This is a genomic window from Escherichia sp. MAL-1 (assembly GCF_052948035.1).
The window spans coordinates 1614746-1639192 of the sequence record NZ_CM129609.1 but is presented as its reverse complement, the minus strand read 5'-3'; the positions used below and the strand labels follow the sequence as shown (position 1 = coordinate 1639192).

The following is a 24447-nucleotide window of genomic DNA, read 5'->3' as shown; positions in this document are numbered from 1 at the left end:
TTAGTCCATTAATAATTGTCGGGTCAGCGTTTCGATATAGTTCTCATCAAGCCCGGTGGGATAACCATCAAAGGCCAGGTGCAGATACTCATGGGTTAAATCCAGCCGATCCTGAAGCGTAAAGAAGTTACGAATAAACAGCCGTTTCTGCTGCCGATCGGTATAGGGGAAACCTGAGACTAAACGGCAAACCGCAAACACGTCTGGTTCGTTGTACCCCGTCTCAGCTTGTAATATACGCCGCCACTGCGGCATTTTTTTCGCCAGCCAGGCTTTCGCTTTGGGTAATAACTGGCAGGTTGAGCGTGGCGCTCCCCAGCGGCTAAGGCTGTTGTCGGGATAAGCAAACGCGAGTATCTGGTCGTAACGCTCTCCCTGCCCCGCCTGGGCCGTGGCTTGCCGCCAGGAAAGCGTCCCTTCGGTAGCGCGACTGCCATGATAATGAACCGGATCGCCCGCATAGATGAGATCCTGCGTCCAGGCGGCCATCGTTCGCGCCCCCGTCGTAGCTGGCGAAGCCGAAACACGCTGCGTGGCGCTGCTGTCAGGGATGGTCAGGCAATCGCCTTCCCGATTGGCGTTTTGCTGTAAAAAAGTGCGAATCGCCACGGTCATGGCTTTCGCTGCCTCAGGGGGCGTACTTTTCGCCTCGCGATCCAGAACTCTGGCAACGTACTCTTCACGATCGAGATGTGACTGCAATTTCAGTTTGCCCTTTTCGCTCAGTAAGGTCGTCTCACCGTGGCTGACAAACGTAATGTGGTTACCATTAGTAAACGTCACACGATAGCGCCCATTAAGTACGCCGGGTTTTACTGCCGTCGTACTCTTTTCCGCTGTGATTTTCTTCAGCGGATAGCGGGCAAACAGCTCCACCTCTACACATTGCCCACTGGCAACCTGCGTCGGCACTGGCAAAACCCGATTAAGCACCGTCGCATAACGGGTTAGTACCGTTTTGCTGGTGCCACTGCCAGTAACCCACAGCGGTGTACCATCGGTTAACCAGCCAGCAAAACCACCCTGGCGGATTTCCTGTTTATCATCGGCAAACCAGCTCCAGGTTTTCACCCGTACCCGACTACCGAGCATGGATGCGACACCGATTTTCGCCTCGTCCAGCACCACATCCAGTAAGACTTCCTGAGCTTTGTTTTGCGCAGGTAACGTCGCTAATGAATCGAGCAGCGATTTAACCGTTACCGAGGTTTCTGGCTTCAGCGTTGTAAGAGACGCTAACCACGCAGGTGCCTGACGCTGTTGCCAGTATTGCCCCCACACATCTGCGCCAATATGCAACCGCTGCGGCGCAAAATAGAGCCCACAGGAACGTACCAGCGCGGTATCGCGCGTTATGCTCTCCCCAGCCTGACAACAATAAACCTCTTCCGGGGAGTTTCCGCGACACTGGTAGGGCTGCTCCGGTTGATGGGTATCCTCCAGCCAGGCGTAAACATACAGTTTCCACAAACTCCCTAACGGCGTGGTGAGCGAGTCAGGTAATGCTGAGACTTTGGTCACGCCTGATGACGACAGCTGATACAGTTGATCGTGCTGCGCACCGCGCAGCACCAGTTGTAACGGCGTCTCCTCCGCAAGCGTTGGCAGAGTAACCAACGCCAATAGCCAGACGATTCTGCGCCAGTTCACTTATTTCACCTGCATCCCGGTCCATTCACTCCCTGCCGCAACACTTTGCTGCGCAGGTGCATAGGAACGCACATAACGAGCAGGAGGCAGAACGAATTGCCCTTTTTGCGAGAAACGCAGCAAATGGCGGAAAGTGACCGTTCCCGTCAGTTCTTTCACCGGCACCATATAGGCCAGTTCGCCCATTTCATTACGTGCTTTTTCCAGCAATTGCCCCTGTTGTTTCGCGGCGTTGGGTTTATTGACCGAAATGCCCCATGTTGTGCGCTCAACGTCGGCTCCCGGTGGGAGCGGTACTTCCACCTGACCGTAGCGCAGAACTGCATCCTGCTCGCTGGTAAGCGTGATTTCATCGAGATACAGCGCATCGCTGTCAATCTCATTGCTGGTCACCGGTTGCAGAGTAAAGCTCATCTCTTCTTCACCAGGGATAAGCCGATACAACTGGCGTTCAACGGTTACCGGAATGTTACTTTGTTGAGCCGTTTTTGCCAGTTCACGCCAGCGGACCTGCACATTTTGCGGCGATAATTCGTCACCAAAAGAGAGAATGTCCGGCACACCCTGACCAACCCAACGCCAGTATTCGCCCCCTCCAGTTAACTTATGTTTGGCCCATGCGCCCGCAGGCGCAGGCAACACAACCGGAGGCATTGTCGCCATATATTTCGCCAGCCAGTTCATGGCCAGCGCGCGTTCAATAGTGGATTGCTCAGCGGTCAAACCACTTAAAATAGCGGCCGCCTGGGTAGCGTCGCCACCGCTATTAAGCAGCACAACCGTGTGCGCCAGCGGCTGATTGCTGTTTGCCGCTTTATCCCACGCATATTGCTGAACCTGTGGCATCACCGTGGACTTCAACTGCGCTTTTTTCAGCAACGTCATGGTTAAGACGTTTGCCACCGCATCTGCCAGTGGAGACTCCGGTGTATCGAGGATCAGGCTATCATTGATATCGCGGGTGTCTTCCTCAGAGAAATCTTCAGTTTTAGTTCCGCGCCGGGCGATAGCTTCATCCAACCCTTTCAACAACGTTTTGCACGGCAAATTCATCTCCTGCGCCCATGCCAGCACCAGCGCCCGATGCAATAACGGCATGTTATCTGCCTGCTCCGCGTAGCTGTCGAGCATATGCTGCCAGTATTCCGGTTGTTGCGTTACGCCGATCGCCTGGCTGGCCTGCCAGTCGGCGTACCATGCCCATGCCGTAAGGAAGGCGTCACCATTGCCATCTTCACCCCACCAGGTAAAGCGCGCTCCGGGCCCCGCCAGTTGCATCAGCCGCAGACGGTTATCCTGAATCATCTGACGAATGTCGTTAGCGGCGGCACTTTGATGATCGGCAAGCGAACGCCAGGCGAGACTGAGCGGGATCAGACGGCTACCGGTGTTGATTACGCCACCCCACGGTTCATCGACTAACGCATCAAGATTGTTGCGGAAAATCTCCTGCGGCGTTTCACTACTTTGTAGCCGGATATTGCTCGCCTGCTCGGGCAACATCAGCGCGTTATCGCCACCACCGAGCATGACATTTTTCTGCTGTTCAACGGGCCAGCTGTTATCCACAAAAGACAGTTTTGTGCTAATGCTGTCCTGCACTTGCCCATTTTGTTGCAGTTCTGCACTTAACAAGCCAGATTGCTGAATATTCTGCGTCAGCGAAATATAATTCGCCCCTTTGTGCAGCGTCAGCGTCTGGCGCATCTCAGCGCCTGCAAATTTAGTCACCAGCGCCACCGGTTCGTTATCCTGCTGACTGAAGATAAACAGTCCTGCCGCCGGTTTGTCGCCCACGCGATACACCGTTGGCATACTCCACTTCATGTAGAGATTTTTTTCCGAACGCAGATAAGCACGCCCCTGCCCGACCAGCCCGTCGCCGTTCATCCCACGCGCGGTGATACGCCAGCGGGTTAACGAATCAGGCATCAGGAACGTGAAATACGCTTTGCCTTGTTTATCGGTTGTGAGTGACGGCATCCATGCCGCGGTATCCACCTCTTCACGCCGTGGACGTTCAAGCATTTTTACTCGCCGCTCGCTGCGGTTAGTTGCGCCAGGCGCAACCGGCTCGCTGGAGAGCGCCTGGTCGTAGCTGATAAACGACAGACTGGAGCTGGTACGCACATTGTTACGCCCCAGCGGATAGAAAAATTTGCCGATATTCGGCGCGATTTCTGGTTGCAGCGCGTAGATCATTTCATCGACCACGCCTACCGTTAGCTGCGCAGAAACAGGTTTACCTTTCAGCGACGAGGTTAATTCGACATTGACCAGTTCACCAGGCTGGTAATGGGTTTTGTCCGTTTTCACCCGGATATCCAGCTGGGGAACGGCAACTTTGATCCCGGCGTTCTGAAAACTGTACTGACCGTTACGGGTATACAGCACCGAAAAAGTGATGTTAGGCGCAAAGGAATTGCTCACTGGAACCCGGGCTTCATACTGGGTATCGTTTAAACGTTGTAGCGTTAGCCAGTTTGCCGGATGCGAAAGCAGCGACTGCTGTTCCACGCGATCGCGTTCCAGCGTCAATAATGCTTCATCAATTGGCTCCGGAAAGGTAATCAGCATCTTCGCGGTTTCGCCTGGCTGGTACAGCGTTTTATCCGCCACGATATCTACCGTACCAGTATGCGCCGTGCTGCCCTTACCGCTGACGGCATGACTTAACCCAGCGAGAATTAAGCCGTCTTTATCGCGTAATGTCAGATTGTAGTTGCCAGGTTTAGCGAAATTGACGGTAAAGGATTTGCCGCCTGACGGTAGCTCTCCGCTATGGCTCGTGCGGTCTTCGAGACGCAACCATTCATACGTAACAGGAACCTGTTTTGAAGATTCCAGCGCGGCATAACGGAACACAACCGACTCGCCGCTATTACTGTATTGTGCGGCAGTACTTAATGAGTAATGCGCCAGACCGCGTTCAATGAGGATCTCTTTGGTGGTGGTGACGCGATACGCCGCGCCGTCACTGGCGGAGACGGTTAACAAATAGCGGCTCGGTTTATCGGCGGCGGGGAGATTTAACGCCACATGACCGCTGGCGTCGGACACCGTTTCGCTGCCTTCCAGCGACACGGGGAAACGTCCGGCATAACGCAAATCGTTACCGACCATTGATAATTGCTGAGCGCGCAAACTTAACTGCACGCGGGCATTTTTTACCGGCTCGCCATCCGGGTAGAGAAGTTGCAGTTTGCCGCTGACCGCTTCGCCAGTTTTGAACTCTTTTTTGGCGAGAGCTAAACCAATCTCGAAATGTGGCTTGATGTAGTTTGCCACGCGAAAACTGCTGCTATAGACCTGATTGCGGTAAGCAAGACGTAACTCATCACCTCCGGCTACGGCATTTTCTGGCAGGCGGAAACTTCCCTGCCCGCCATTGCGCGCATCCAGCGTGACATCGACGGTTTGCAACAGACTGCCGTTAGCGTCCAGCACCGAAAGCTTCGCCGGGGCGCTGACGATGGGGGATGAATGCAACGGATCGTGGAACTCGCGGCCCATCACTTTAACATCGACACGATCGCCTGCGCGATATAGCGGGCGATCGGTAAAAATATACAAGCGGGTGTTGTAGATTTCGCTTTCGTAGAAGAAGTTCTCGGAGACAAAAACGCCGCCTTCAGCATCCTTACCCAGAATGTATGAACGTTCTGGCGATATATGTTGTAACTGCAAGGTACCGCTGTCATCGGTCACACCGCGGGTCATCACGCCAAGACCGTCAGTCCACAAGATCTCTGAGCCGGGCTTCGCTTCACCCTGTTTTTTACCCGCGGTCCACACCAGAAGCTCTTTGCCTGACACTTTGCTAAGCGCCACGGTATCGGAAACAAACACCACCGTCGTCGCCCGATACCCACCAACCATCGCCTCGACGAGGTACAGTCCCGGCTCTTGTTGGCCGAGAGGAATATAAATGTTACCCGGCTGCGGCGAGATGAAATTGCTGGATGCGCCTTCCAGTTTTACCCCTTGCTGCGGCTCGAACGGTTTAGCCTGCCATAGTGGATAACGGAACTGTTCCACCAGGGGATATTTTTTCAGCGGGGAAAACTGGTTGTTCTGTACATAACGGGAAGGTTTAATAATGGCATTGCCGAGCTGTAATTCGGGTAACGCCTGAGTCACATTCTGCCGTGACTGAGAAGAGAAAGTACGCTGCATCACGCGGCGAGATTTGCCGTACCAGTTATCCCACAGCCAGGTTAGCGTATTGTTCAACCCGTCGCCCAGATATTGCGGTTGCACCACAATGCGATGCAGTTTTTTCTGCTGGCGCAAAAATGCCATCGGGTCAGGAATACGATACAGGCGAACGTCCACGCCGCCGTACTCTTCCATCTGATAGCGCCGATAATCACGCCCCGGCGCTTCCAGTCGCACTTTCGCCTCTTCACTGCTGCTAAAACTGCTGTCAGCAAGCAAAAAGAATGTTCTCCCGGCAGGCGGCGCATAGTTGCTGGAAGGAAGCGAATCATCAGCATTAGCAAGCCCTGTTCCCACAAGAGACAGGGACAAGCACGCTGCTATCGCGCCAGAAAATTTAAACGATAAATGCCAATGAAATTGGGATTGGAATCGTTGGGTATCCATCGGGTGTCCTTCCATGTCATAAGTTGTTGCAGACTGACTGCGCGCATTCCGTTGTCAGTTTTCGTGGCGCTTCCGGTGTGGTAGATGACGTAACGCCCCATCCAGACCATTAAGTGCTGGGCATCGCCCTGATCGAAAAAAATCATATCGCCAGGCAGCGCCTGGTTTATGTCCTGGCCAATAAACTGGCTGTTGTACTGAATCAAATTAATCGCGGTCACATAGGGGCCGGTTTTCCCGTTCCCCTGATTCCAGTTTTGCGCCAGTTGACGCTGTTCAGGTGTTAGCGTCATCTCTGGCGGCAAATACTGGCTAGATAAACCGTTACTTTTTAGCCATTTACTGTCGTGAACTTTCAGCGTCTCGTTCGCCGCAAATCGCACCAGGCCCGCACAATCCTGCTGATACCAGCGTGGACTTGGCCCCTGGCGGAGCTGTTCTTGTGCAATGCGTACAAACCAGGCGCGAAACAGCCCGGATTGTTCGACATTCAGCATTTCGCTATGGGCAACAACACAACACAGCCAGCAAATCAGCGCCAGCAGCCCGTGCCTCATAGCGGCTGCCAGGTTATGGGTAGCCACTGCCAGGCGGCACCGGGTTCCATCTGGGCCAGCTTCATGACATAACGCGGTTGTTGAGATAAAGCGTCCAGCTTCGGCATTAATAAAGTTTGTGCGGCGTTATAAAAAACCGGTTCGAGATTCTTCGGCAGACTGGTCAACGTTTCGTTACGCAGCAGTTTCGCTATTCCTTGTGGATTGATATAGAGCGGAACGATGCCATCAGTGGGTATTACATCCACCATTGCCGGGCGGGTTTTATTCAGTGTTTGCAGCGCGTTATTAACCAGCGTGTCATCGAGGGAGAAAAGCAGCGTTTTGTTTTGCATCGCCAGCGACACACGGAAAAAATAATCCGACATTAATTGATCGGGTTGCGCCGCCTGCGCTTTCGGATACTGGCCGTATCGGGAACTCACTTCGCGACGCCAGATTTGCGCTTCGCCCTGCTGAGTCTGGCTTACCGGCAAAACACCTTCTGGCGCTTTGCTTTCGTGCGCACCAATATTTTGCGTAAACAGTTTCCCTGGCAATTGCGCCTGTTCGGCAGTGCCATCAAACTGACCGACAAACAGCGGGGTTTGCAATTTTGAGTCTTCATACCAGCACAGCCCCGCGGCACCGTCTAACGCCCCATTCAGCTTGTCGTTTTCCTGGCTGATGTGCGAAAGCATCTCTTCGGCAATACCGTGTGAATACGGCACCGCCACACAGAAGCTGGCTCCGGCAGGCATACTGTTCCATACCGGCGTAAAATCGAAACTGGCATCTACGCTGGCGGATTCATCATTTAACGCCACAAAACTGTGCCAGCCGTCGTTACCCATTTCGAAGTGTACGCCAGCAAAAGAAGGCATTAACCGCTGGTAGCCAAACCCCAGCCACCTGGCGCTGACTACGATGCGCTGGCGTACTGGCGTTTTTTCGGCAGTACGCTCTTCCAGGCCAAAGCTTGCTTGCCAGCGTTTTTTGCCGCTCAACAAATCACCTGCGATCGCCGTGGCTTCGGTATCCTGCTGATCATCTTTAAACAACATATCCGTGCTGGAAAACACCAGCATCTTGTCCTGATAAGTCGCGAACATCAGGGCGTTATTGCCGTTATAGCGCAACTGATAAACAGGAACAGTTTCACTATTTATCTTGATGCTACTGATTTCCGTTTTGCTTAACTGGCTGTCGCTGGTAGCGGCAAACAACAATGGCTCCAGCAGTTTGCTTAAACCACTGCGCTGGATCAGCACCATATAATGTGAAAGATGGCCTTGTTTATCGTGCCACAGCGCTGCCTGCGCGGGCTGATCTAAGAGTGACGAAAAGAGCTTATCTTTCAGCGTGAGATCGTGTTCATAGACAATACGACGAATGCTGCCTTCAATGCCCAGACGATCGGCATGATTCTGATAATAGAAAACGAAATCTTCGCTCAGAACATCGTGGAGAAACGGAATGGTGAGGAGATCTTTGGGAAGCTGGCTCAGAGAGTCGCTGTCGAGAAAGAGGTCCGGCTCATTGAGATCGATTTGCAGATTGTTGTGCACCACCAGCGGCGACAACGTTTTTTCTGGCCCACTGCCAGCATATTGCAACGCCCAGACGCCAGCGGAAAGCAGTGCTATTGCGCCAAAACCTACAAGACCATAGAACCGCCAGCCTTTCGCCTTTTTTTCACCACTCATTGCCACATTCCTTGTGTATAGCCAGCCATTTTTTACGGGCACAGCCAAACTTTACCGTGCCCTAATACGACAAAAGCCCAGACTTTGCAGCCTGGACTTTTCAATTCAAACAAGGGAGATAGCTCCCTTTTGGCATGAAGAAGTAAAATTATTCTTCTTCTGGCTCGTCGTCAACGTCCACTTCCGGAGCGATTTCATCGTCTCCTTCCGCGGCACTGCCATCGATGGTGTCCAGATCTTCCTCGTCAACCGGTTCAGCAACGCGTTGCAGACCCACTACGTTTTCATCTTCCGCAGTACGGATGAGGATCACGCCCTGAGTGTTACGGCCCACGATGCTGATTTCCGAAACGCGAGTACGCACCAGCGTACCAGCATCGGTGATCATCATGATCTGGTCGCAGTCATCTACCTGCACCGCGCCAACCACTAAACCGTTACGTTCGGTAACCTTGATGGAGATAACCCCTTTCGTCGCACGCGACTTGGTTGGGTATTCCGCCACTGCGGTACGTTTACCGTAACCGTTTTGCGTTGCGGTGAGGATTGCCCCTTCGCCACGCGGTACGATCAGAGAAACGACTTTATCGCCTTCGCCTAAACGGATACCGCGCACACCGGTGGTGTTGCAGCCCATCGCACGGACGGAAGACTCTTTAAAGCGCACCACTTTACCTTCGGCGGAGAACAGCATTACTTCGTCTTCGCCGCTGGTCAGGTCAACGCCGATCAGCTCATCGCCTTCAACCAGTTTGATCGCCACTTTACCGGCAGTACGCAGACGGTTGAATTCGGTGAGGACGGTTTTCTTCACAGTACCGTTAGCGGTCGCCATGAAGACTTTCACGCCTTCTTCAAACTCGGTCACCGGCAGGATCGCGGTGATACGTTCGTCCTGCTCCAGCGGCAGCAGGTTGACGATCGGACGACCGCGCGCGCCACGAGTGGCTTCCGGCAACTGGTAAACTTTCATCGAATAGACGCGACCACGGCTGGAGAAGCACAGGATATGGTCGTGGGTATTCGCCACCAGCAGTCGGTCGATAAAGTCTTCTTCTTTAATACGTGCAGCAGATTTACCTTTCCCGCCACGACGCTGCGCTTCGTATTCAGAAAGCGGCTGATACTTAACGTAACCCTGGTGAGAGAGCGTCACGACCACATCTTCCTGAGTGATCAGATCTTCCAGGTTGATGTCTGCGCTGTTGGCAGTGATTTCAGTACGACGTTTGTCACCGAACTGTTCACGAACCAGCTCCAGCTCTTCGCGGATCACTTCCATCAAACGATCGGCGCTACCAAGAATACGCAACAGTTCCGCGATCTGATCCAGCAGCTCTTTGTATTCGTCGAGCAGTTTTTCGTGCTCAAGGCCGGTCAGTTTCTGCAAACGCAGATCCAGAATCGCCTGAGCTTGCTGTTCGGTCAGGTAGTACAGACCATCACGCACGCCGAACTCTGGCTCCAGCCATTCCGGACGCGCAGCATCGTCGCCAGCACGTTCGAGCATCGCGGCAACGTTGCCCAGCTGCCACGGATTAGCAACCAGCGCAGTTTTCGCTTCTGCAGGCGTCGGCGCATGACGGATCAGTTCGATGATCGGGTCGATGTTCGCCAGCGCCACGGCTAATGCTTCAAGGATATGAGCACGATCGCGAGCTTTACGCAGTTCGAAAATAGTACGACGGGTCACCACTTCACGGCGGTGACGAACAAACGCCGCGATGATGTCTTTCAGGTTCATGATCTTCGGCTGACCATGGTGCAATGCCACCATGTTGATACCGAAAGAAACCTGCAACTGGGTCTGGGAGTAGAGGTTGTTGAGCACAACTTCACCGACCGCATCGCGTTTCACTTCAATCACGATGCGCATACCGTCTTTGTCAGACTCGTCACGCAGCGCGCTGATGCCTTCCACGCGTTTTTCTTTTACCAGTTCCGCAATCTTCTCGATCAGGCGCGCTTTGTTTACCTGATACGGAATTTCGTGGACGATAATGGTTTCACGACCGGTTTTGGCGTCAACTTCCACTTCTGCGCGAGCGCGGATATACACCTTGCCGCGACCGGTACGGTAAGCTTCTTCAATACCGCGACGACCGTTAATGATTGCCGCCGTCGGGAAGTCCGGCCCCGGGATGTGTTCCATCAGCCCTTCAATGCTGATGTCTTCATCATCGATATACGCCAGACAACCGTTGATGACTTCCGTCAGGTTGTGCGGCGGGATGTTGGTTGCCATACCTACGGCGATACCGGAAGAACCGTTCACCAGCAGGTTAGGAATTTTGGTTGGCATGACGTCGGGAATTTTTTCCGTGCCGTCATAGTTATCAACGAAATCGACCGTCTCTTTTTCGAGATCGGCCATCAGTTCATGGGCAATTTTCGCCAGACGGATTTCCGTATAACGCATTGCCGCCGCAGAGTCGCCGTCGATGGAACCGAAGTTACCCTGACCGTCTACCAGCATGTAACGCAGCGAGAATGGCTGCGCCATACGGACGATCGTGTCATAAACCGCCGAGTCACCATGGGGATGGTATTTACCGATTACGTCACCAACGACACGGGCAGATTTTTTATAGGCTTTGTTCCAGTCATTGCCTAGTACGTTCATGGCGTAAAGTACGCGACGGTGTACCGGCTTCAGGCCATCTCGGACATCTGGCAGCGCACGGCCAACAATGACCGACATCGCATAATCCAGATAGGAGCTCTTCAGCTCTTCCTCAATGTTGACCGGTGTAATTTCTCTCGCAAGGTCGCTCATCTAACCGCTATCCCTCTACTGTATCCCGGATTCAAAGGTCGCAAATTATAACACAGCCGCGCAGTTTGAGGTAAACCTATACGCTTTATTCACATCCAATGCCTGATATACTCGTTTGTCTTGCCAATTACGGAGTAGAAGTGCCAATGAATGCCGAAAAATCGCCGGAAAACCATAACGTAGACCACGAAGAGATCGCTAAATTTGAAGCCGTCGCCTCCCGCTGGTGGGATCTTGAAGGTGAGTTCAAACCGTTGCACCGCATTAACCCGCTGCGTCTGGGCTATATTGCCGAGCGTGCTGGCGGTTTATTTGGCAAAAAGGTGCTCGATGTCGGTTGTGGCGGCGGCATTCTGGCCGAGAGTATGGCGCGCGAAGGCGCGACGGTGACCGGTCTGGATATGGGCTTTGAGCCATTGCAGGTGGCAAAACTGCACGCGCTGGAAAGCGGCATTCAGGTGGATTATGTGCAGGAAACCGTGGAAGAGCACGCGGCAAAACATGCCGGGCAGTATGATGTGGTGACCTGCATGGAGATGCTGGAGCACGTCCCCGATCCGCAGTCAGTGGTCAGAGCCTGTGCGCAACTGGTGAAACCAGGCGGCGATGTCTTTTTCTCGACACTTAACCGCAACGGCAAGTCATGGCTGATGGCGGTGGTTGGTGCGGAATATATTTTGCGCATGGTGCCCAAAGGCACGCATGATGTGAAGAAGTTTATTAAACCGGCAGAATTGCTGGGCTGGGTGGATCAGACCAGTTTAAAAGAGCGGCATATCACTGGGCTGCATTACAACCCGATCACTAATACTTTTAAACTCGGCCCCGGCGTGGATGTGAACTATATGCTGCACACGCAGAATAAGTGAGGTTGATGTTTGGCCGCGCCAATGCCTGATGCGACGCTTGCCGCGTCTTATCAGGCCTACAAATGCTCCCCGTAGGCCGGATAAGGCGTTTACGCCGCATCCGGCAACCGTGCCGACTAGACAGTGATTACCATTTCACCGTCATCGACAAAAACCCTGCCGTCTGGGCAAAATCATCACTCCCTTTCTGCCACGCCACGCTGCCGCGCAGGGACACTCGCTGACTGATATTGCCCGTGACTCCCACTTTTATTTCACCCCGTTGCTTCACCGCATCGTCACTGATAGTGCTGCCATCCTCTTCAATTTCCGTCGAATGGGGATCGTGATAATAATTCAGATCTAATGTTGGTATGACATGAACAGCGGTACGCCATTCGCTGTGTAAACCCAGCCGCGTCTGAATATCATCACCCTGCGATTGTGACACGCGCGCACGGTTAGCGGCGGTAAAATCATCCTGCTGCACGCCCTGATAAATCACCTGCGCCTGCGGTTCAATCACCACACCACGCCCCGGTAACCACTGATACCCCGCCTCCAGCGAGGCGATAATCCCCGACGAGTGGTAATGATCTGTGCCATCTTCTTGTTCGGAAACATCATTGCTAAACCACGCGTATTGCAGCCAGCTATCCAGCCAGGCCCCTTGCTTCTGATTACCGTGCTGAAACCAGCTTGATGTCAGCCCAACGGCATAACCGTGGTTCTGGTTATCGGCGCAAGTTCCGGTCATATTCGAGCGGCTGTCGCCTTGGTTATCGCTGTAGCCACCAACAATCCCAAGCATCCACTCGCCATCCGTGCCCCAGCGCCCGCTAAACAGATCGCCGCTAAGTTGCACCGTAGAAGTGTCTTCATGTTGAGCCAGTTGCCCCGCTGCTGTGTAATGATAATCTCCGCCGATAACACGTAAATTCAGCGTCTGACCATCGCCACCTGCGTGATCGCGTCGCTCCATCATAAACGCCTGATTTGCCGCCCGCAGGTTATTGAGATAACCGCCAACTTTGGCATTCAACACCGGCTGGTAAGCAGGCGTAGGTTCCGGGTCGGGTGTTGGATCAGGATCCGGCGTGGGATCAGGATCGGGAGTCGGGTCTGGATCAGGTGGCGATGGCGGCGTTACTTCTTGCGATCGCAGATACCAGTCGTTGTTATCTTCCACCAGCGTGTAGTCATACGCTCCCATATTGACGTAGCCGCTGCCTGCCAGACTGAACTGCGCATTGTTTTGAAACTGCGTGGGATCAGCTGCGAAATCAACCACTTTAATGCCTGTCGATGTCGGCTCACCAATCCCTGTAATGGAGTTAACCACCACAGTTGTGTTGCCAGCAGTATTACCGTTCATCACCAATTGATCGCTTACCGAGTCATCGCCGTTTAATTCGCTATCGAGCAGTAGCGTACCGCCGCCGGTATAATCACCGTTTACCGTCAGCGTATCGCCAGCGACGCCATTTTGCAGGCTAACCGCACCGGACGTATTGGTCAGATTGCCATTAACCGTCACGTTGGAAAGATAAGTCAGGCTGTCAGTTTCAAGGTTGGTATTAAGCTCACCTGTCAACGTCACACCATCGGTGGCATTCACCAGCGTCCCATCGCCGTTAAATAGTGAGGCATTAAGGGCGACGGAAGTATCCTGCCCGGTCAGGCGCAAAACCGTACCATCGCTGATGTCGATAGTGCCGCTGGAAATAGCATCAATTGACTGAATATCCTGATCCGCGCCAGTAACGAACGTTGCCCCATCACCAACCCACAGTGACGAAGCATAAGGAAGGATATCAGCAACATCACCTTTCAGGGTGCCTTCTTCGACACGTACCGCCGACTGCGTTGTACCGCTGGCGGTCAGCTCCAGTGTACCAGCCCCCGTTTTAGTCAATGTGCTACCCTCATCCTGATGCTGCCCGCTGCTGTCAGCCATCAGTGCGCCCCACTGCGTGTCTACCCCCGCATCAACTGCCACTTCACCGTCGGCGCGCATTTCAATATCACGTCCGTGGCCTGCCGCATCTGAACGCGTGTCAACGTCGGAGGTAATCTCCATCACGCTTTCTTGTTGCTTATCGGTAAAGATAACCTGGCGGTTATAGTGGGTATCTCCAAGCTGCGAGTTGTCGCTCACCATCAGCGTACCGGAGGCGATTTGTGTTGTGCCCAAATAACTATTATTGTTTGCCAGACTTACCTGCCCGTCGCTCGCATCGACCACCACGTAGACGCCATCTTTCCCGTCGCCGCCGATATGCAAATTGTCGCCACCTGCAAGATCTACCACATCCTGACTGCCGATAACCGTTCCGCTGCTGCCACTGACTTCAAGGCCATCGTTGTATGATGTGCCGCTCTGCCAGGTGGAGAAATCAGAGAGATCGAGCACACCGCCGTTTAACACGATCGACTGCGGATCGTCCTGGAGAGCGGTAAGATCTGCCGCGTCGCCTTCCAGCGAAAGCACCGCACCATCATCAACGACTATATCGCCGGTTAGCGCCATCGACTGCGCCCCTGCCAGCACGTAGCTGCCGTTTTGCGCAATGGTGAGCTGACCAGCACCTTCGATGATGCCAGCAAAACTGCCCTGATTAACAGTAACGTTGCCACCAGCATCGATATTTAAAGTGCCATTCTGAAAGCCCGTCAATGCGTGCACAAAAGTTTGTTGGGTCGAGCCAACGTTTAGCTCAGCCTGATTCTGATACTGATCAATACTCCCTATCGTCAGACCGTAGCAGTCTTGCGGATCGTCCTGGCAATGCGTATCGCCGACATTCATCAGGGAGTTGCTGCGGCCCAGGGTAACTTCACCGTTTTCAATCTGCATCTCACCAGTAAAGTCATTGTTATCTGCATTAAGTACCAGATCGCCGGAACCTGTTTTGGTGATTAACCCGGTACCAGCAATAGAGTCAACAGCTCCGTCATTCTCTGTATTGCCAATAACCAGCGTTTTTCCGTCGGCAATATCAAAGGTAACTTCACTTAAGCCGAGATACATAAAGCCACCCGCCGCAGAGGAAGGACCATCTCCATAGCCTGCTGCGCTATTGTTCTCATCGACTAACACGCCTCCGTTCTGGCTGTAGCTGTCATCAACAGAAATATCAATAAGATAGGGAGCCGTCACGCTATTGGTATATATCGCCCCGCCATAACCTTCGGCAGTGTTATTTGTAAAGGCAGTGTTATTTACTATCGTATAACCTGAAGGATGCTTGCTGTCGCTATTATTATCGGTAACATCGATTGCCCCGCCATCGCCATCACTGTAACTTGTTGATGTATATGCCTGGTTGTTATCAAAAATAACATCACTTAAATAAACGTCATTATTAATGATATAAATTGCGCCACCTTTGCCATCATTAGCGATGTTATTGCGAAACATGGCGTTAGTGACACGTAAATCGACGGCACCAGTATCGTTAGTACCAGAAGAATAGATTGCGCCACCATAGCCGCCTGCGACGTTACCGGAAAAAATAACATCAGTAAGATTCAGCGTTGAGTTTTCTTTAGCAAATATGGCCCCGCCGTTATTATATTCTCCTGTAACGGTGTTATTGGCAAACAGAGTCATTCCAGTTTCATTTTCTGGTAATAGTGAAAATTCCGCTCCTTGTTGCAAAAATACGGCCCCACCGCTGGCGTTATTGGTCATATCCGAAAAAACCAGCCATTGCCCATCAGCGATACTCCAGTCCTGCGTAATGCCTGAAAGGCTTTGCCTGCTGGCCTGACAACTCGCTTTGACATCATATCCCTGGCATGAATCAGTGACCGCCGCGACACCGTTAGCAGAGAAAAGAGATGCAATCATTGACGGGAGTAAAGATAAATACTCCTTGCGTAGAAAGATAATCCGCATATTAATCTAACCATCATTTTCTATAAGACGGCGTATTTAATCGCATTATACGATATGGAATATCTTTCTTTTGTAAATTGTTCAACCCGGTGCAATGGCTATTTTGTTATTATTTGATGAATAATATCAGTGCGTCATAATTCAAGTTAATAACCTTCAGGGATATCAGTTATATTTAAACTAAATTAAAGTCATGAATAATTTTCTTATAATATAAGGTAAATTAACAAAATGGCTTAGCATTTAACAATAACCGAATAGAAAACAACCATTTCGCCATCAACAATCTCTTACATTCGCTTATATATTGACCACAACTGATACATCAGATTATGTGATGACTCGTGCTTAGATCAATTTTTGCAATCATTAGCAAAAAGATTAATAAACCATCTATATCAATTTATCTAACCTATTATGCCGTTCAAGAAATCGCCGAACAGTTATTTTTAACAAATTTTTCTCTTCCCATTGACTTTCCCGGACACCTTGTCTGACCTAAGGTGCGCGAAAGCCACTTTTTCCTTCCTGAGTTATCCACAAAGTTATGCACTTGCAAGAGGGTCATTTTCACACTATCTTGCAGTGAATCCCAAACATACCCCCTATATATAGTGTTCTAAGCAGCTTCCCGTACTACAGGTAGTCTGCATGAAACTATTGCGGAAAGAATTCCAAAAACAGGTACGACATACATGAATCAGAATCTGCTGGTGACAAAGCGCGACGGTAGCACAGAGCGCATCAATCTCGACAAAATCCATCGCGTTCTGGATTGGGCGGCAGAAGGACTGCATAACGTTTCGATTTCCCAGGTCGAGCTGCGCTCCCACATTCAGTTTTATGACGGTATCAAGACCTCTGACATCCACGAAACCATTATCAAGGCTGCCGCAGACCTGATCTCCCGTGATGCGCCGGATTATCAGTATCTCGCCGCGCGCCTGGCGATCTTCCACCTGCGTAAAAAAGCCTACGGCCAGTTTGAGCCGCCTGCGCTGTACGACCACGTGGTGAAAATGGTCGAGATGGGCAAATACGATAATCATCTGCTGGAAGACTACACGGAAGAAGAGTTCAAGCAGATGGACACCTTTATCGATCACGACCGTGATATGACCTTCTCTTATGCTGCCGTTAAGCAGCTGGAAGGCAAATATCTGGTACAGAACCGCGTGACCGGCGAAATCTATGAGAGCGCCCAGTTCCTTTATATTCTGGTTGCCGCGTGCTTGTTCTCGAACTACCCGCGTGAAACGCGCCTGCAATATGTGAAGCGTTTTTACGACGCGGTTTCCACATTTAAAATTTCGCTGCCGACGCCAATCATGTCCGGCGTGCGTACCCCGACTCGTCAGTTCAGCTCCTGCGTACTGATCGAGTGCGGTGACAGCCTGGATTCCATCAACGCCACCTCCAGCGCGATTGTTAAATACGTTTCCCAGCGTGCCGGGATCGGCATCAACGCCGGGCGTATTCGTGCGCTGGGTAGCCCGATTCGCGGTGGTGAAGCGTTCCATACCGGCTGCATTCCGTTCTACAAACATTTCCAGACAGCGGTGAAATCCTGCTCTCAGGGCGGTGTGCGCGGCGGTGCGGCAACGCTATTCTACCCGATGTGGCATCTGGAAGTGGAAAGCCTGCTGGTGTTGAAAAACAACCGTGGTGTGGAAGGCAACCGCGTGCGTCATATGGACTACGGGGTACAAATCAACAAACTGATGTATACCCGTCTGCTGAAAGGTGAAGATATCACCCTGTTCAGCCCGTCCGACGTACCGGGGCTGTACGACGCGTTCTTCGCCGATCAGGAAGAGTTTGAACGTCTGTATACCAAATATGAGAAAGACGACAGCATCCGCAAGCAGCGTGTGAAAGCCGTTGAGCTGTTCTCGCTGATGATGCAGGAACGTGCGTCTACCGGTCGTATCTATATTCAGAACGTTGACCACTGCAATACCCATAGCCCGTTTGATCCGGCCATCGCGCCAGTGCGTCAGTCTAACCTGTGCCTGGAGATAGCCCTGCCGACCAAACCGCTGAACGACGTCAACGACGAGAACGGTGAAATCGCGCTGTGTACGCTGTCTGCTTTCAACCTGGGCGCAATTAATAACCTGGATGAACTGGAAGAGCTGGCAATTCTGGCGGTTCGTGCACTTGACGCGCTGCTGGATTATCAGGATTACCCGATCCCGGCCGCCAAACGTGGAGCGATGGGTCGTCGTACGCTGGGTATTGGTGTGATCAACTTCGCTTACTACCTGGCGAAGCACGGTAAACGCTACTCCGACGGCAGCGCCAACAACCTGACGCATAAAACCTTCGAAGCCATTCAGTATTACCTGCTGAAAGCCTCTAATGAGCTGGCGAAAGAGCAAGGCGCGTGCCCGTGGTTTAACGAAACCACTTACGCGAAAGGGATCCTGCCGATCGATACCTATAAGAAAGATCTGGATACCATCGCTAATGAGCCGCTGCATTACGACTGGGAAGCTCTGCGTGAGTCAATCAAAACGCACGGTCTGCGTAACTCCACGCTTTCTGCTCTGATGCCGTCCGAGACTTCTTCGCAGATCTCTAACGCCACTAACGGTATTGAACCGCCGCGCGGTTACGTCAGCATCAAAGCGTCGAAAGACGGTATTTTGCGCCAGGTGGTGCCGGACTACGAGCACCTGCACGACGCCTATGAGCTGCTGTGGGAAATGCCGGGTAACGATGGTTATCTGCAACTGGTGGGTATCATGCAGAAATTTATCGATCAGTCGATCTCTGCCAACACCAACTACGATCCGTCACGCTTCCCGTCAGGAAAAGTGCCGATGCAGCAGTTGCTGAAAGACCTGCTCACCGCCTACAAATTCGGGGTCAAAACACTGTATTATCAGAACACCCGTGACGGCGCTGAAGACGCACAAGACGATCTGGTGCCGTCAATCCAGGACGATGGCTGCGAAAGCGGCGCATGTAAGATCTGATATTGAGATGCCGGATGCGGCGTAAACGCCTTATCCGGCCTACGGCTCGGTTTGTAGGCCTGATAAGACGCGCCAGCGTCGCATCAGGCTCCGGGTGCCGGATGCAGCGTGAACGCCTTATCCGGCCTACGGCTCTACGGCTCGGATTTGTAGGCCTGATAAGACGCGCCAGCGTCGCATCAGGCACAGGATGCGGCGTAAAATGCCTTATCCGGCATTAAACTCCCAACAGGACACACTCATGGCATATACCACCTTTTCACAGACGAAAAATGATCAGCTCAAAGAACCGATGTTCTTTGGTCAGCCGGTCAACGTGGCTCGCTACGATCAGCAAAAATATGACATCTTCGAAAAGCTGATCGAAAAGCAGCTCTCTTTCTTCTGGCGTCCGGAAGAAGTTGACGTTTCTCGCGACCGTATCGATTACCAGGCACTGCCTGAACACGAAAAACACATCTTTATCAGCAACCTGAAATATCAGACACTGCTGGATTCCATTCAGGGCCGTAGCCCGAACGTGGCACTGCTGCCGCTGATCTCGATCCCGGAACTGGAGACTTGGGTCGAAACCTGGGCGTTTTCAGAAACGATTCATTCCCGTTCCTATACTCATATCATTCGTAATATCGTTAACGATCCGTCTGTTGTGTTTGACGATATCGTCACCAACGAGCAGATCCAGAAACGTGCGGAAGGGATCTCCAGCTATTACGATGAGCTGATCGAAATGACCAGCTACTGGCATCTGCTGGGCGAAGGTACCCACACCGTTAACGGTAAAACTGTGACCGTTAGTCTGCGCGAGCTGAAGAAAAAACTGTATCTCTGCCTGATGAGCGTTAACGCGCTGGAAGCGATTCGTTTCTACGTCAGCTTTGCTTGTTCCTTCGCATTTGCAGAACGCGAATTGATGGAAGGCAACGCCAAAATTATTCGCCTGATTGCCCGCGACGAAGCCCTGCACCTGACCGGCACCCAGCATATGCTGAATCTGCTGCGCAGCGGCGCGGACGATCCTGAGATGGCGGAAATTGCCGAAGAGTGTAAGCAGGAGTGCTATGACCTGTTTGTTCAGGCAGCTCAACAGGAGAAAGACTGGGCGGATTATCTGTTCCGCGACGGTTCGATGATTGGTCTGAATAAAGACATTCTCTGCCAGTACGTTGAATACATCACCAATATCCGTATGCAGGCAGTCGGTTTGGATCTGCCGTTCCAGACGCGCTCCAACCCGATCCCGTGGATCAACACTTGGCTGGTGTCTGATAACGTGCAGGTTGCTCCGCAGGAAGTGGAAGTCAGTTCTTATCTGGTCGGGCAGATTGACTCGGAAGTGGACACCGACGATTTGAGTAACTTCCAGCTCTGATGGCCCGCGTTACCCTGCGCATCACTGGCACACAACTGCTGTGCCAGGATGAACACCCTTCTCTTCTGGCAGCGCTGGAATCCCACAATGTGGCGGTTGAGTACCAGTGTCGCGAAGGTTACTGCGGCTCCTGTCGCACACGCCTGGTTGCAGGTCAGGTTGACTGGATTGCCGAACCGTTAGCCTTTATTCAGCCGGGGGAAATTTTGCCCTGTTGTTGCCGGGCAAAAGGCGATATTGAAATCGAGTTGTGATCGGGTACTAGCGCCAGATACGACGCTTATGCGTCTTATCTGGCCTACAACGATTACATGGCGTAGTAATACGCTTTCACCTGCTCCCAGTCCGCTTTGGGGATTGGCTCCAGATATTTTTCCAGCTGGCGGAAGTCATGATTAATCGCTTTATCGCGACGCAAGCGGCGACGACTTTTCTCCAGGTCAAGAAAACCAGCTTCTGCCTTACCTTCTGTTTTCACATAGATATGGCGAACATAACAACAGCCATGCTGACGATTAATGCTATGCATTTTCTTAAACGCCAGCGCCACTGCTTTCAACATGGCTTGCCGTACTTCGTCAGAATAAGGCGATACTGCATGCTGGGCATACCAGTCAGCAATGCTGATGAACCCCGCCATATCTTCAGTCACCAGCAACGCACGCCATTCACCCTCAATTTTCACCGCTTCACCAAAAACGATCTTCGGCACGATGACACCGGCCCGCTCCAGTTCTTTAATTACCGCAACCTCACGGACAATCGTCGGTCGGCCGAACGGATAACGTACGGAATGAAACAGATGATGCGTCATGCGCTTTACATACAGCTTTTTGCCGTTGCGCTCGACGCATTGCACCCCGCTCATACCATTACGGCGATAGTTAGGCTCTTCAACCCAGTCGCCCTCTGTTGCCCACCAGTGATTAAATTCGTCGTACTTTGCTGAAACTGCCATACCCTATCGCCTGTCGTTTTTATTAACGACAATGACTATAGGTGGTTACCTGAGGAAAATCTTAATGAAACGTGTCGTATTAATGAATTTCTTTTGCCACTACTAGCTTGACACCGCTTTTACCCTTCATTTGCAGCGCATAGATTCCACCAGCCACTACCACTAATAGTGCGCCCAGCAGATAAAATGTGAATTTAATCAGGCGGATACAGCGATGAATTTTATTCGACAGGGATTAGGCATCGCCTTACAACCAGAGTTAACGCTGAAACGCATTGCAGGTGAATTGTGTTCCGTTCCTCTCGAACCAACTTTCTATCGACAGATTTCGTTGCTGGCTAAAGAAAAGCCGGTAGAAGGCAGTCCACTGTTTTTACTACAAATGTGCATGGAACAATTAGTGGCGATTGGAAAAATTTGATATGAGACAGGATGGCGCATGAACGCCATCCTGCAGTAACATTACTCTTTATTAAGAAATTTTACTGCCTTATCAGGGAAATCAGTAAACAACCCATTTACACCCGCTTTGTTATACAGAGCATCATATAACTGATTCACATCAGTTGTGTATTCAGGCAGTTTATCTGACCGCACGGTATAAGGATGCACTACCAGCTTGTTCTGCTGAGCATCTTGCACCATGCCAGTGAGTTTGATATTACCCGGCTGCGATGTCTCCTCAATCAACATATGGTAATCCGGACCAATACCATCTGCATATTCCGCCACCTGTTTCATGGCACCCGGCTTAAACATCCAGTCGTAGTTGTAATTAACCCAGCTTCCGTCCGGCTGTTTCTGCTGCGTTTCATTCCAGTCGGTATAGGCAATCAGCTGTACCAAATTGAGCTCCATGCCCATTTTGGGTTCCAGCTCATTCTTAATACGCTTCAGCTCATCAGCATCAAAACATTGCAAATAAACTTTATCGTCCTTACCGGTGTAACCATATTTCTTCAGCACTTCCAGCGTTTTTGCCGCAATATCCTTCCCTTCCTGATGATGGAACCACGGCGCTTTGATTTCTGGATAAATACCGATATTTTTCCCGGTAGAGTGATTTAACCCCTGAACAAATTCAATCTCTTCTTCAAAGGTGTGCACCCGGAAGTCGGACTTACCCATTGGGAAACGCCCCGGATAAGTCTGCACTTTTTTACCGTTTTCAATATCGAAACCTTCGGTAAATTTCAACGACTTAATTTCATCCAGCGTGAAATCTATCGCGTAGTAACGACCGTCTTTGCGCGCCCGATCCGGGAAACGATCGGCAACATCAGTAACACGATCGAGGTAATGGTCATGCAGAACAACCAGATTGTCGTCTTTGGTCATCACCAAATCCTGTTCCAGATAATCCGCTCCCTGCGCATACGCCATCGCTTTTGCTGGCAGCGTATGCTCCGGCAAATATCCACTGGCACCGCGATGGGCGATGACTATTTTTTCGTTGCTGTCCGCCGCCATTGCACTGCTTCCCATGACTATAGTGCTCATCATGATCGCCATGCTAAGGTTTTTCAGCGTCAATTTCATGCCATTAGCCTCCGTTGCGTTTTTGCAGTAATTGTTCATGGCGACGTTTTTCGCCAATCATCACAACAATCAACAAGATAACCGCCAGAATGCTGCCGCCAATCATTACCATAAAGCCGCCATCCCAGCCGAAGAAGTCCACGGTGTAGCCAACAATCGCGCTCGCCGCCACCGAACCGCCCAGGTAACCAAACAGCCCGGTAAAGCCCGCTGCCGTACCTGCCGCTTTTTTCGGTGCCAGTTCCAGCGCATGCAGACCGATCAGCATCACAGGACCGTAGATCAGGAAGCCGATAACAATCATACAAATCATATCGACGGTTGGGTTACCTGCCGGGTTCATCCAGTAAACGATAGTCGCGATGGTCACCAGTGTCATAAAGAAAACGCCGGTTGCCCCACGGTTGCCACGGAAGACTTTATCCGACATCCAGCCGCACAGCAGAGTGCCCGGAATACCTGCATATTCATAAAGGAAGTAGGCCCAGGAGGATTTATCCAGCGCGAAATGCTTAACCTCTTTCAGATAAGTCGGTGACCAGTCGAGGATGCCGTAACGCAGCAGATAAACGAACACGTTGGCGATGGCGATATACCACAGCAGTTTGTTCGGCAGTACGTACTGCATGAAGATTTGCTTCGCCGTCAGCTCCTGTTCCGCTTTTTCGTTATAGTCGTCCGGATAATCATTTTTGTACTCTTCGATCGGCGGCAAGCCACAGGATTGCGGGGTATCGCGCATCATCGCAAAGGCGAATAATGCCACCAGAATGGCGCAGAAAGCAGGCATATAGAGCGCCGCATGCCAGTCATTGAACCAGGCCATCCCCAGCAGGAACAGCAGCGGCGGAATACCACCACCGACGTTGTGCGCACAGTTCCACACTGACACAATGCCGCCACGTTCTTTCTGCGACCACCAGTGCACCATAGTACGACCACACGGCGGCCACCCCATCCCCTGGAACCAACCGCAGAGGAACAACAGTACAAACATCACCGCAATGCTCGACGTCGCCCATGGCACAAAGCCCATAAACAACATCACTGCCGCCGCCAGAATCAAACCTGCGGGCAGGAAAACGCGCGGATTCGAGCGATCCGATACCGAACCCATGATGAATTTCGAAAATCCATAAGCAATCGAGATCCCCGAAAGGGCAAAACCTAAATCACCGCGTGAGAATCCCTGCTCAACCAGATAAGGCATAGCAAGCGCAAAGTTCTTACGAACCAAATAGTAAGCCGCATAGCCAAAGAATATCCCCAGGAAAATTTGCCAGCGCAATCGACGATAAGTCGGATCGATCTCCGCGGCAGGTAAGCGCGCTTTGTGTGGCGCTGGTTTAAAAATACTCAACATTGATAGCCTCCGTGGCCCGTGGTCTTATTTATGATTAACAGCCTGATTCAGTGAGAGAACCTGCCGTTTCTTGAGTTGCCGCGATGTTAAGAAAACATTCATAAATTAAATGTGAATTGCCGCACACATTATTAAATAAGATTTACAAAATGTTCAAAATGACGCATGAAATCACGTTTCACTTTCGAATTATGAGCGAATATGCGCGAAAT

The 24447-nt window shown here is 51.7% G+C and carries 14 protein-coding genes and 2 pseudogenes; 5 read left to right on the top strand and 11 right to left on the bottom strand.

What is annotated here, in order from left to right; genetic code table 11:
- The 5 genes from ACU8XX_RS07940 to gyrA all read right to left on the bottom strand — a co-directional run bounded on the left by ACU8XX_RS07940 (nt 1) and on the right by gyrA (nt 11273).
- Nucleotides 1-1650 (bottom strand): YfaQ family protein, encoded by a 1650-nt coding sequence (locus ACU8XX_RS07940; RefSeq protein WP_001104537.1) that lies wholly within the window; start codon nt 1648-1650, stop codon nt 1-3.
- Nucleotides 1651-6165, bottom strand: a complete 4515-nt coding sequence (locus ACU8XX_RS07935; RefSeq protein WP_199270879.1) for an alpha-2-macroglobulin family protein — start codon at nt 6163-6165, stop codon at nt 1651-1653.
- A gap of 23 nt (nt 6166-6188) precedes the next feature.
- Entirely contained in the window at nt 6189-6812 is a 624-nt protein-coding gene (locus tag ACU8XX_RS07930; RefSeq protein ID WP_001295211.1) for a DUF1175 domain-containing protein, read from the bottom strand.
- Complete coding sequence (locus ACU8XX_RS07925) at nt 6809-8497, bottom strand: DUF2138 domain-containing protein (protein WP_021575256.1); 1689 nt, start codon at nt 8495-8497, stop codon at nt 6809-6811. Before ACU8XX_RS07925 ends, ACU8XX_RS07930 begins: the two co-directional genes overlap by 4 nt.
- A 148-nt stretch (nt 8498-8645) precedes the next feature.
- Complete coding sequence (gene gyrA, locus ACU8XX_RS07920) at nt 8646-11273, bottom strand: DNA topoisomerase (ATP-hydrolyzing) subunit A (RefSeq protein WP_001281254.1); 2628 nt, start codon at nt 11271-11273, stop codon at nt 8646-8648.
- Between the two features lie 146 nt (nt 11274-11419).
- Here gyrA and ubiG point away from each other — a divergent pair, with 146 nt between their 5' ends.
- Nucleotides 11420-12142, top strand: a complete 723-nt coding sequence (gene ubiG / locus ACU8XX_RS07915) for a bifunctional 2-polyprenyl-6-hydroxyphenol methylase/3-demethylubiquinol 3-O-methyltransferase UbiG (RefSeq protein ID WP_000990753.1) — start codon at nt 11420-11422, stop codon at nt 12140-12142.
- A 127-nt stretch (nt 12143-12269) separates the two neighbouring features.
- Here the strand turns inward: ubiG and yfaL are convergent, their stop codons facing one another.
- Entirely contained in the window at nt 12270-16022 is a 3753-nt protein-coding gene (yfaL, locus tag ACU8XX_RS07910; protein WP_240765441.1) for an AIDA-I family autotransporter adhesin YfaL/EhaC, read from the bottom strand.
- Nucleotides 16023-16446: 424 nt separating this feature from the next.
- Nucleotides 16447-16590: a protein YpaB gene (gene ypaB / locus ACU8XX_RS07905; RefSeq protein ID WP_001753443.1), complete on the bottom strand. Its 144-nt coding sequence runs from the start codon at nt 16588-16590 to the stop codon at nt 16447-16449.
- 127 nt (nt 16591-16717) lie between these two features.
- Between ypaB and nrdA the strand changes: the two genes are divergently transcribed.
- The 3 genes from nrdA (at nt 16718) to yfaE (ending at nt 20629) form a co-directional block, all read left to right on the top strand.
- Nucleotides 16718-19003: a class 1a ribonucleoside-diphosphate reductase subunit alpha gene (nrdA, locus tag ACU8XX_RS07900; RefSeq protein ID WP_001075164.1), complete on the top strand. Its 2286-nt coding sequence runs from the start codon at nt 16718-16720 to the stop codon at nt 19001-19003.
- A gap of 241 nt (nt 19004-19244) precedes the next feature.
- Entirely contained in the window at nt 19245-20375 is a 1131-nt protein-coding gene (gene nrdB, locus ACU8XX_RS07895; protein WP_000332037.1) for a class Ia ribonucleoside-diphosphate reductase subunit beta, read from the top strand.
- Complete coding sequence (yfaE, locus tag ACU8XX_RS07890) at nt 20375-20629, top strand: ferredoxin-like diferric-tyrosyl radical cofactor maintenance protein YfaE (protein ID WP_000135039.1); 255 nt, start codon at nt 20375-20377, stop codon at nt 20627-20629. Before nrdB ends, yfaE begins: the two co-directional genes overlap by 1 nt.
- Nucleotides 20630-20682: 53 nt before the next feature.
- On the opposite strand, the gene inaA is transcribed toward yfaE, so the two are convergent.
- A complete protein-coding gene (gene inaA / locus ACU8XX_RS07885; RefSeq protein WP_000301049.1) occupies nt 20683-21333 on the bottom strand; it encodes a lipopolysaccharide kinase InaA in 651 nt (216 codons plus the stop codon).
- A 79-nt stretch (nt 21334-21412) separates the two neighbouring features.
- A pseudogene (locus ACU8XX_RS07880) lies at nt 21413-21517 on the bottom strand (hypothetical protein); the annotation flags it as partial.
- On the opposite strand from ACU8XX_RS07880, the pseudogene ACU8XX_RS07875 reads away from it, so the two are divergent.
- Nucleotides 21512-21754: pseudogene (locus tag ACU8XX_RS07875) on the top strand (LysR substrate-binding domain-containing protein); the annotation flags it as partial. The pseudogenes ACU8XX_RS07880 and ACU8XX_RS07875 overlap by 6 nt on opposite strands.
- Nucleotides 21755-21795: 41 nt before the next feature.
- Here ACU8XX_RS07875 and glpQ read toward each other — a convergent pair.
- Both glpQ and glpT read right to left on the bottom strand, forming a co-directional pair.
- A complete protein-coding gene (gene glpQ, locus ACU8XX_RS07870) occupies nt 21796-22872 on the bottom strand; it encodes a glycerophosphodiester phosphodiesterase (protein ID WP_001638145.1) in 1077 nt (358 codons plus the stop codon).
- Between the two features lie 4 nt (nt 22873-22876).
- Complete coding sequence (gene glpT, locus ACU8XX_RS07865) at nt 22877-24235, bottom strand: glycerol-3-phosphate transporter (protein ID WP_000948732.1); 1359 nt, start codon at nt 24233-24235, stop codon at nt 22877-22879.
- Nucleotides 24236-24447 lie beyond the last annotated feature (212 nt).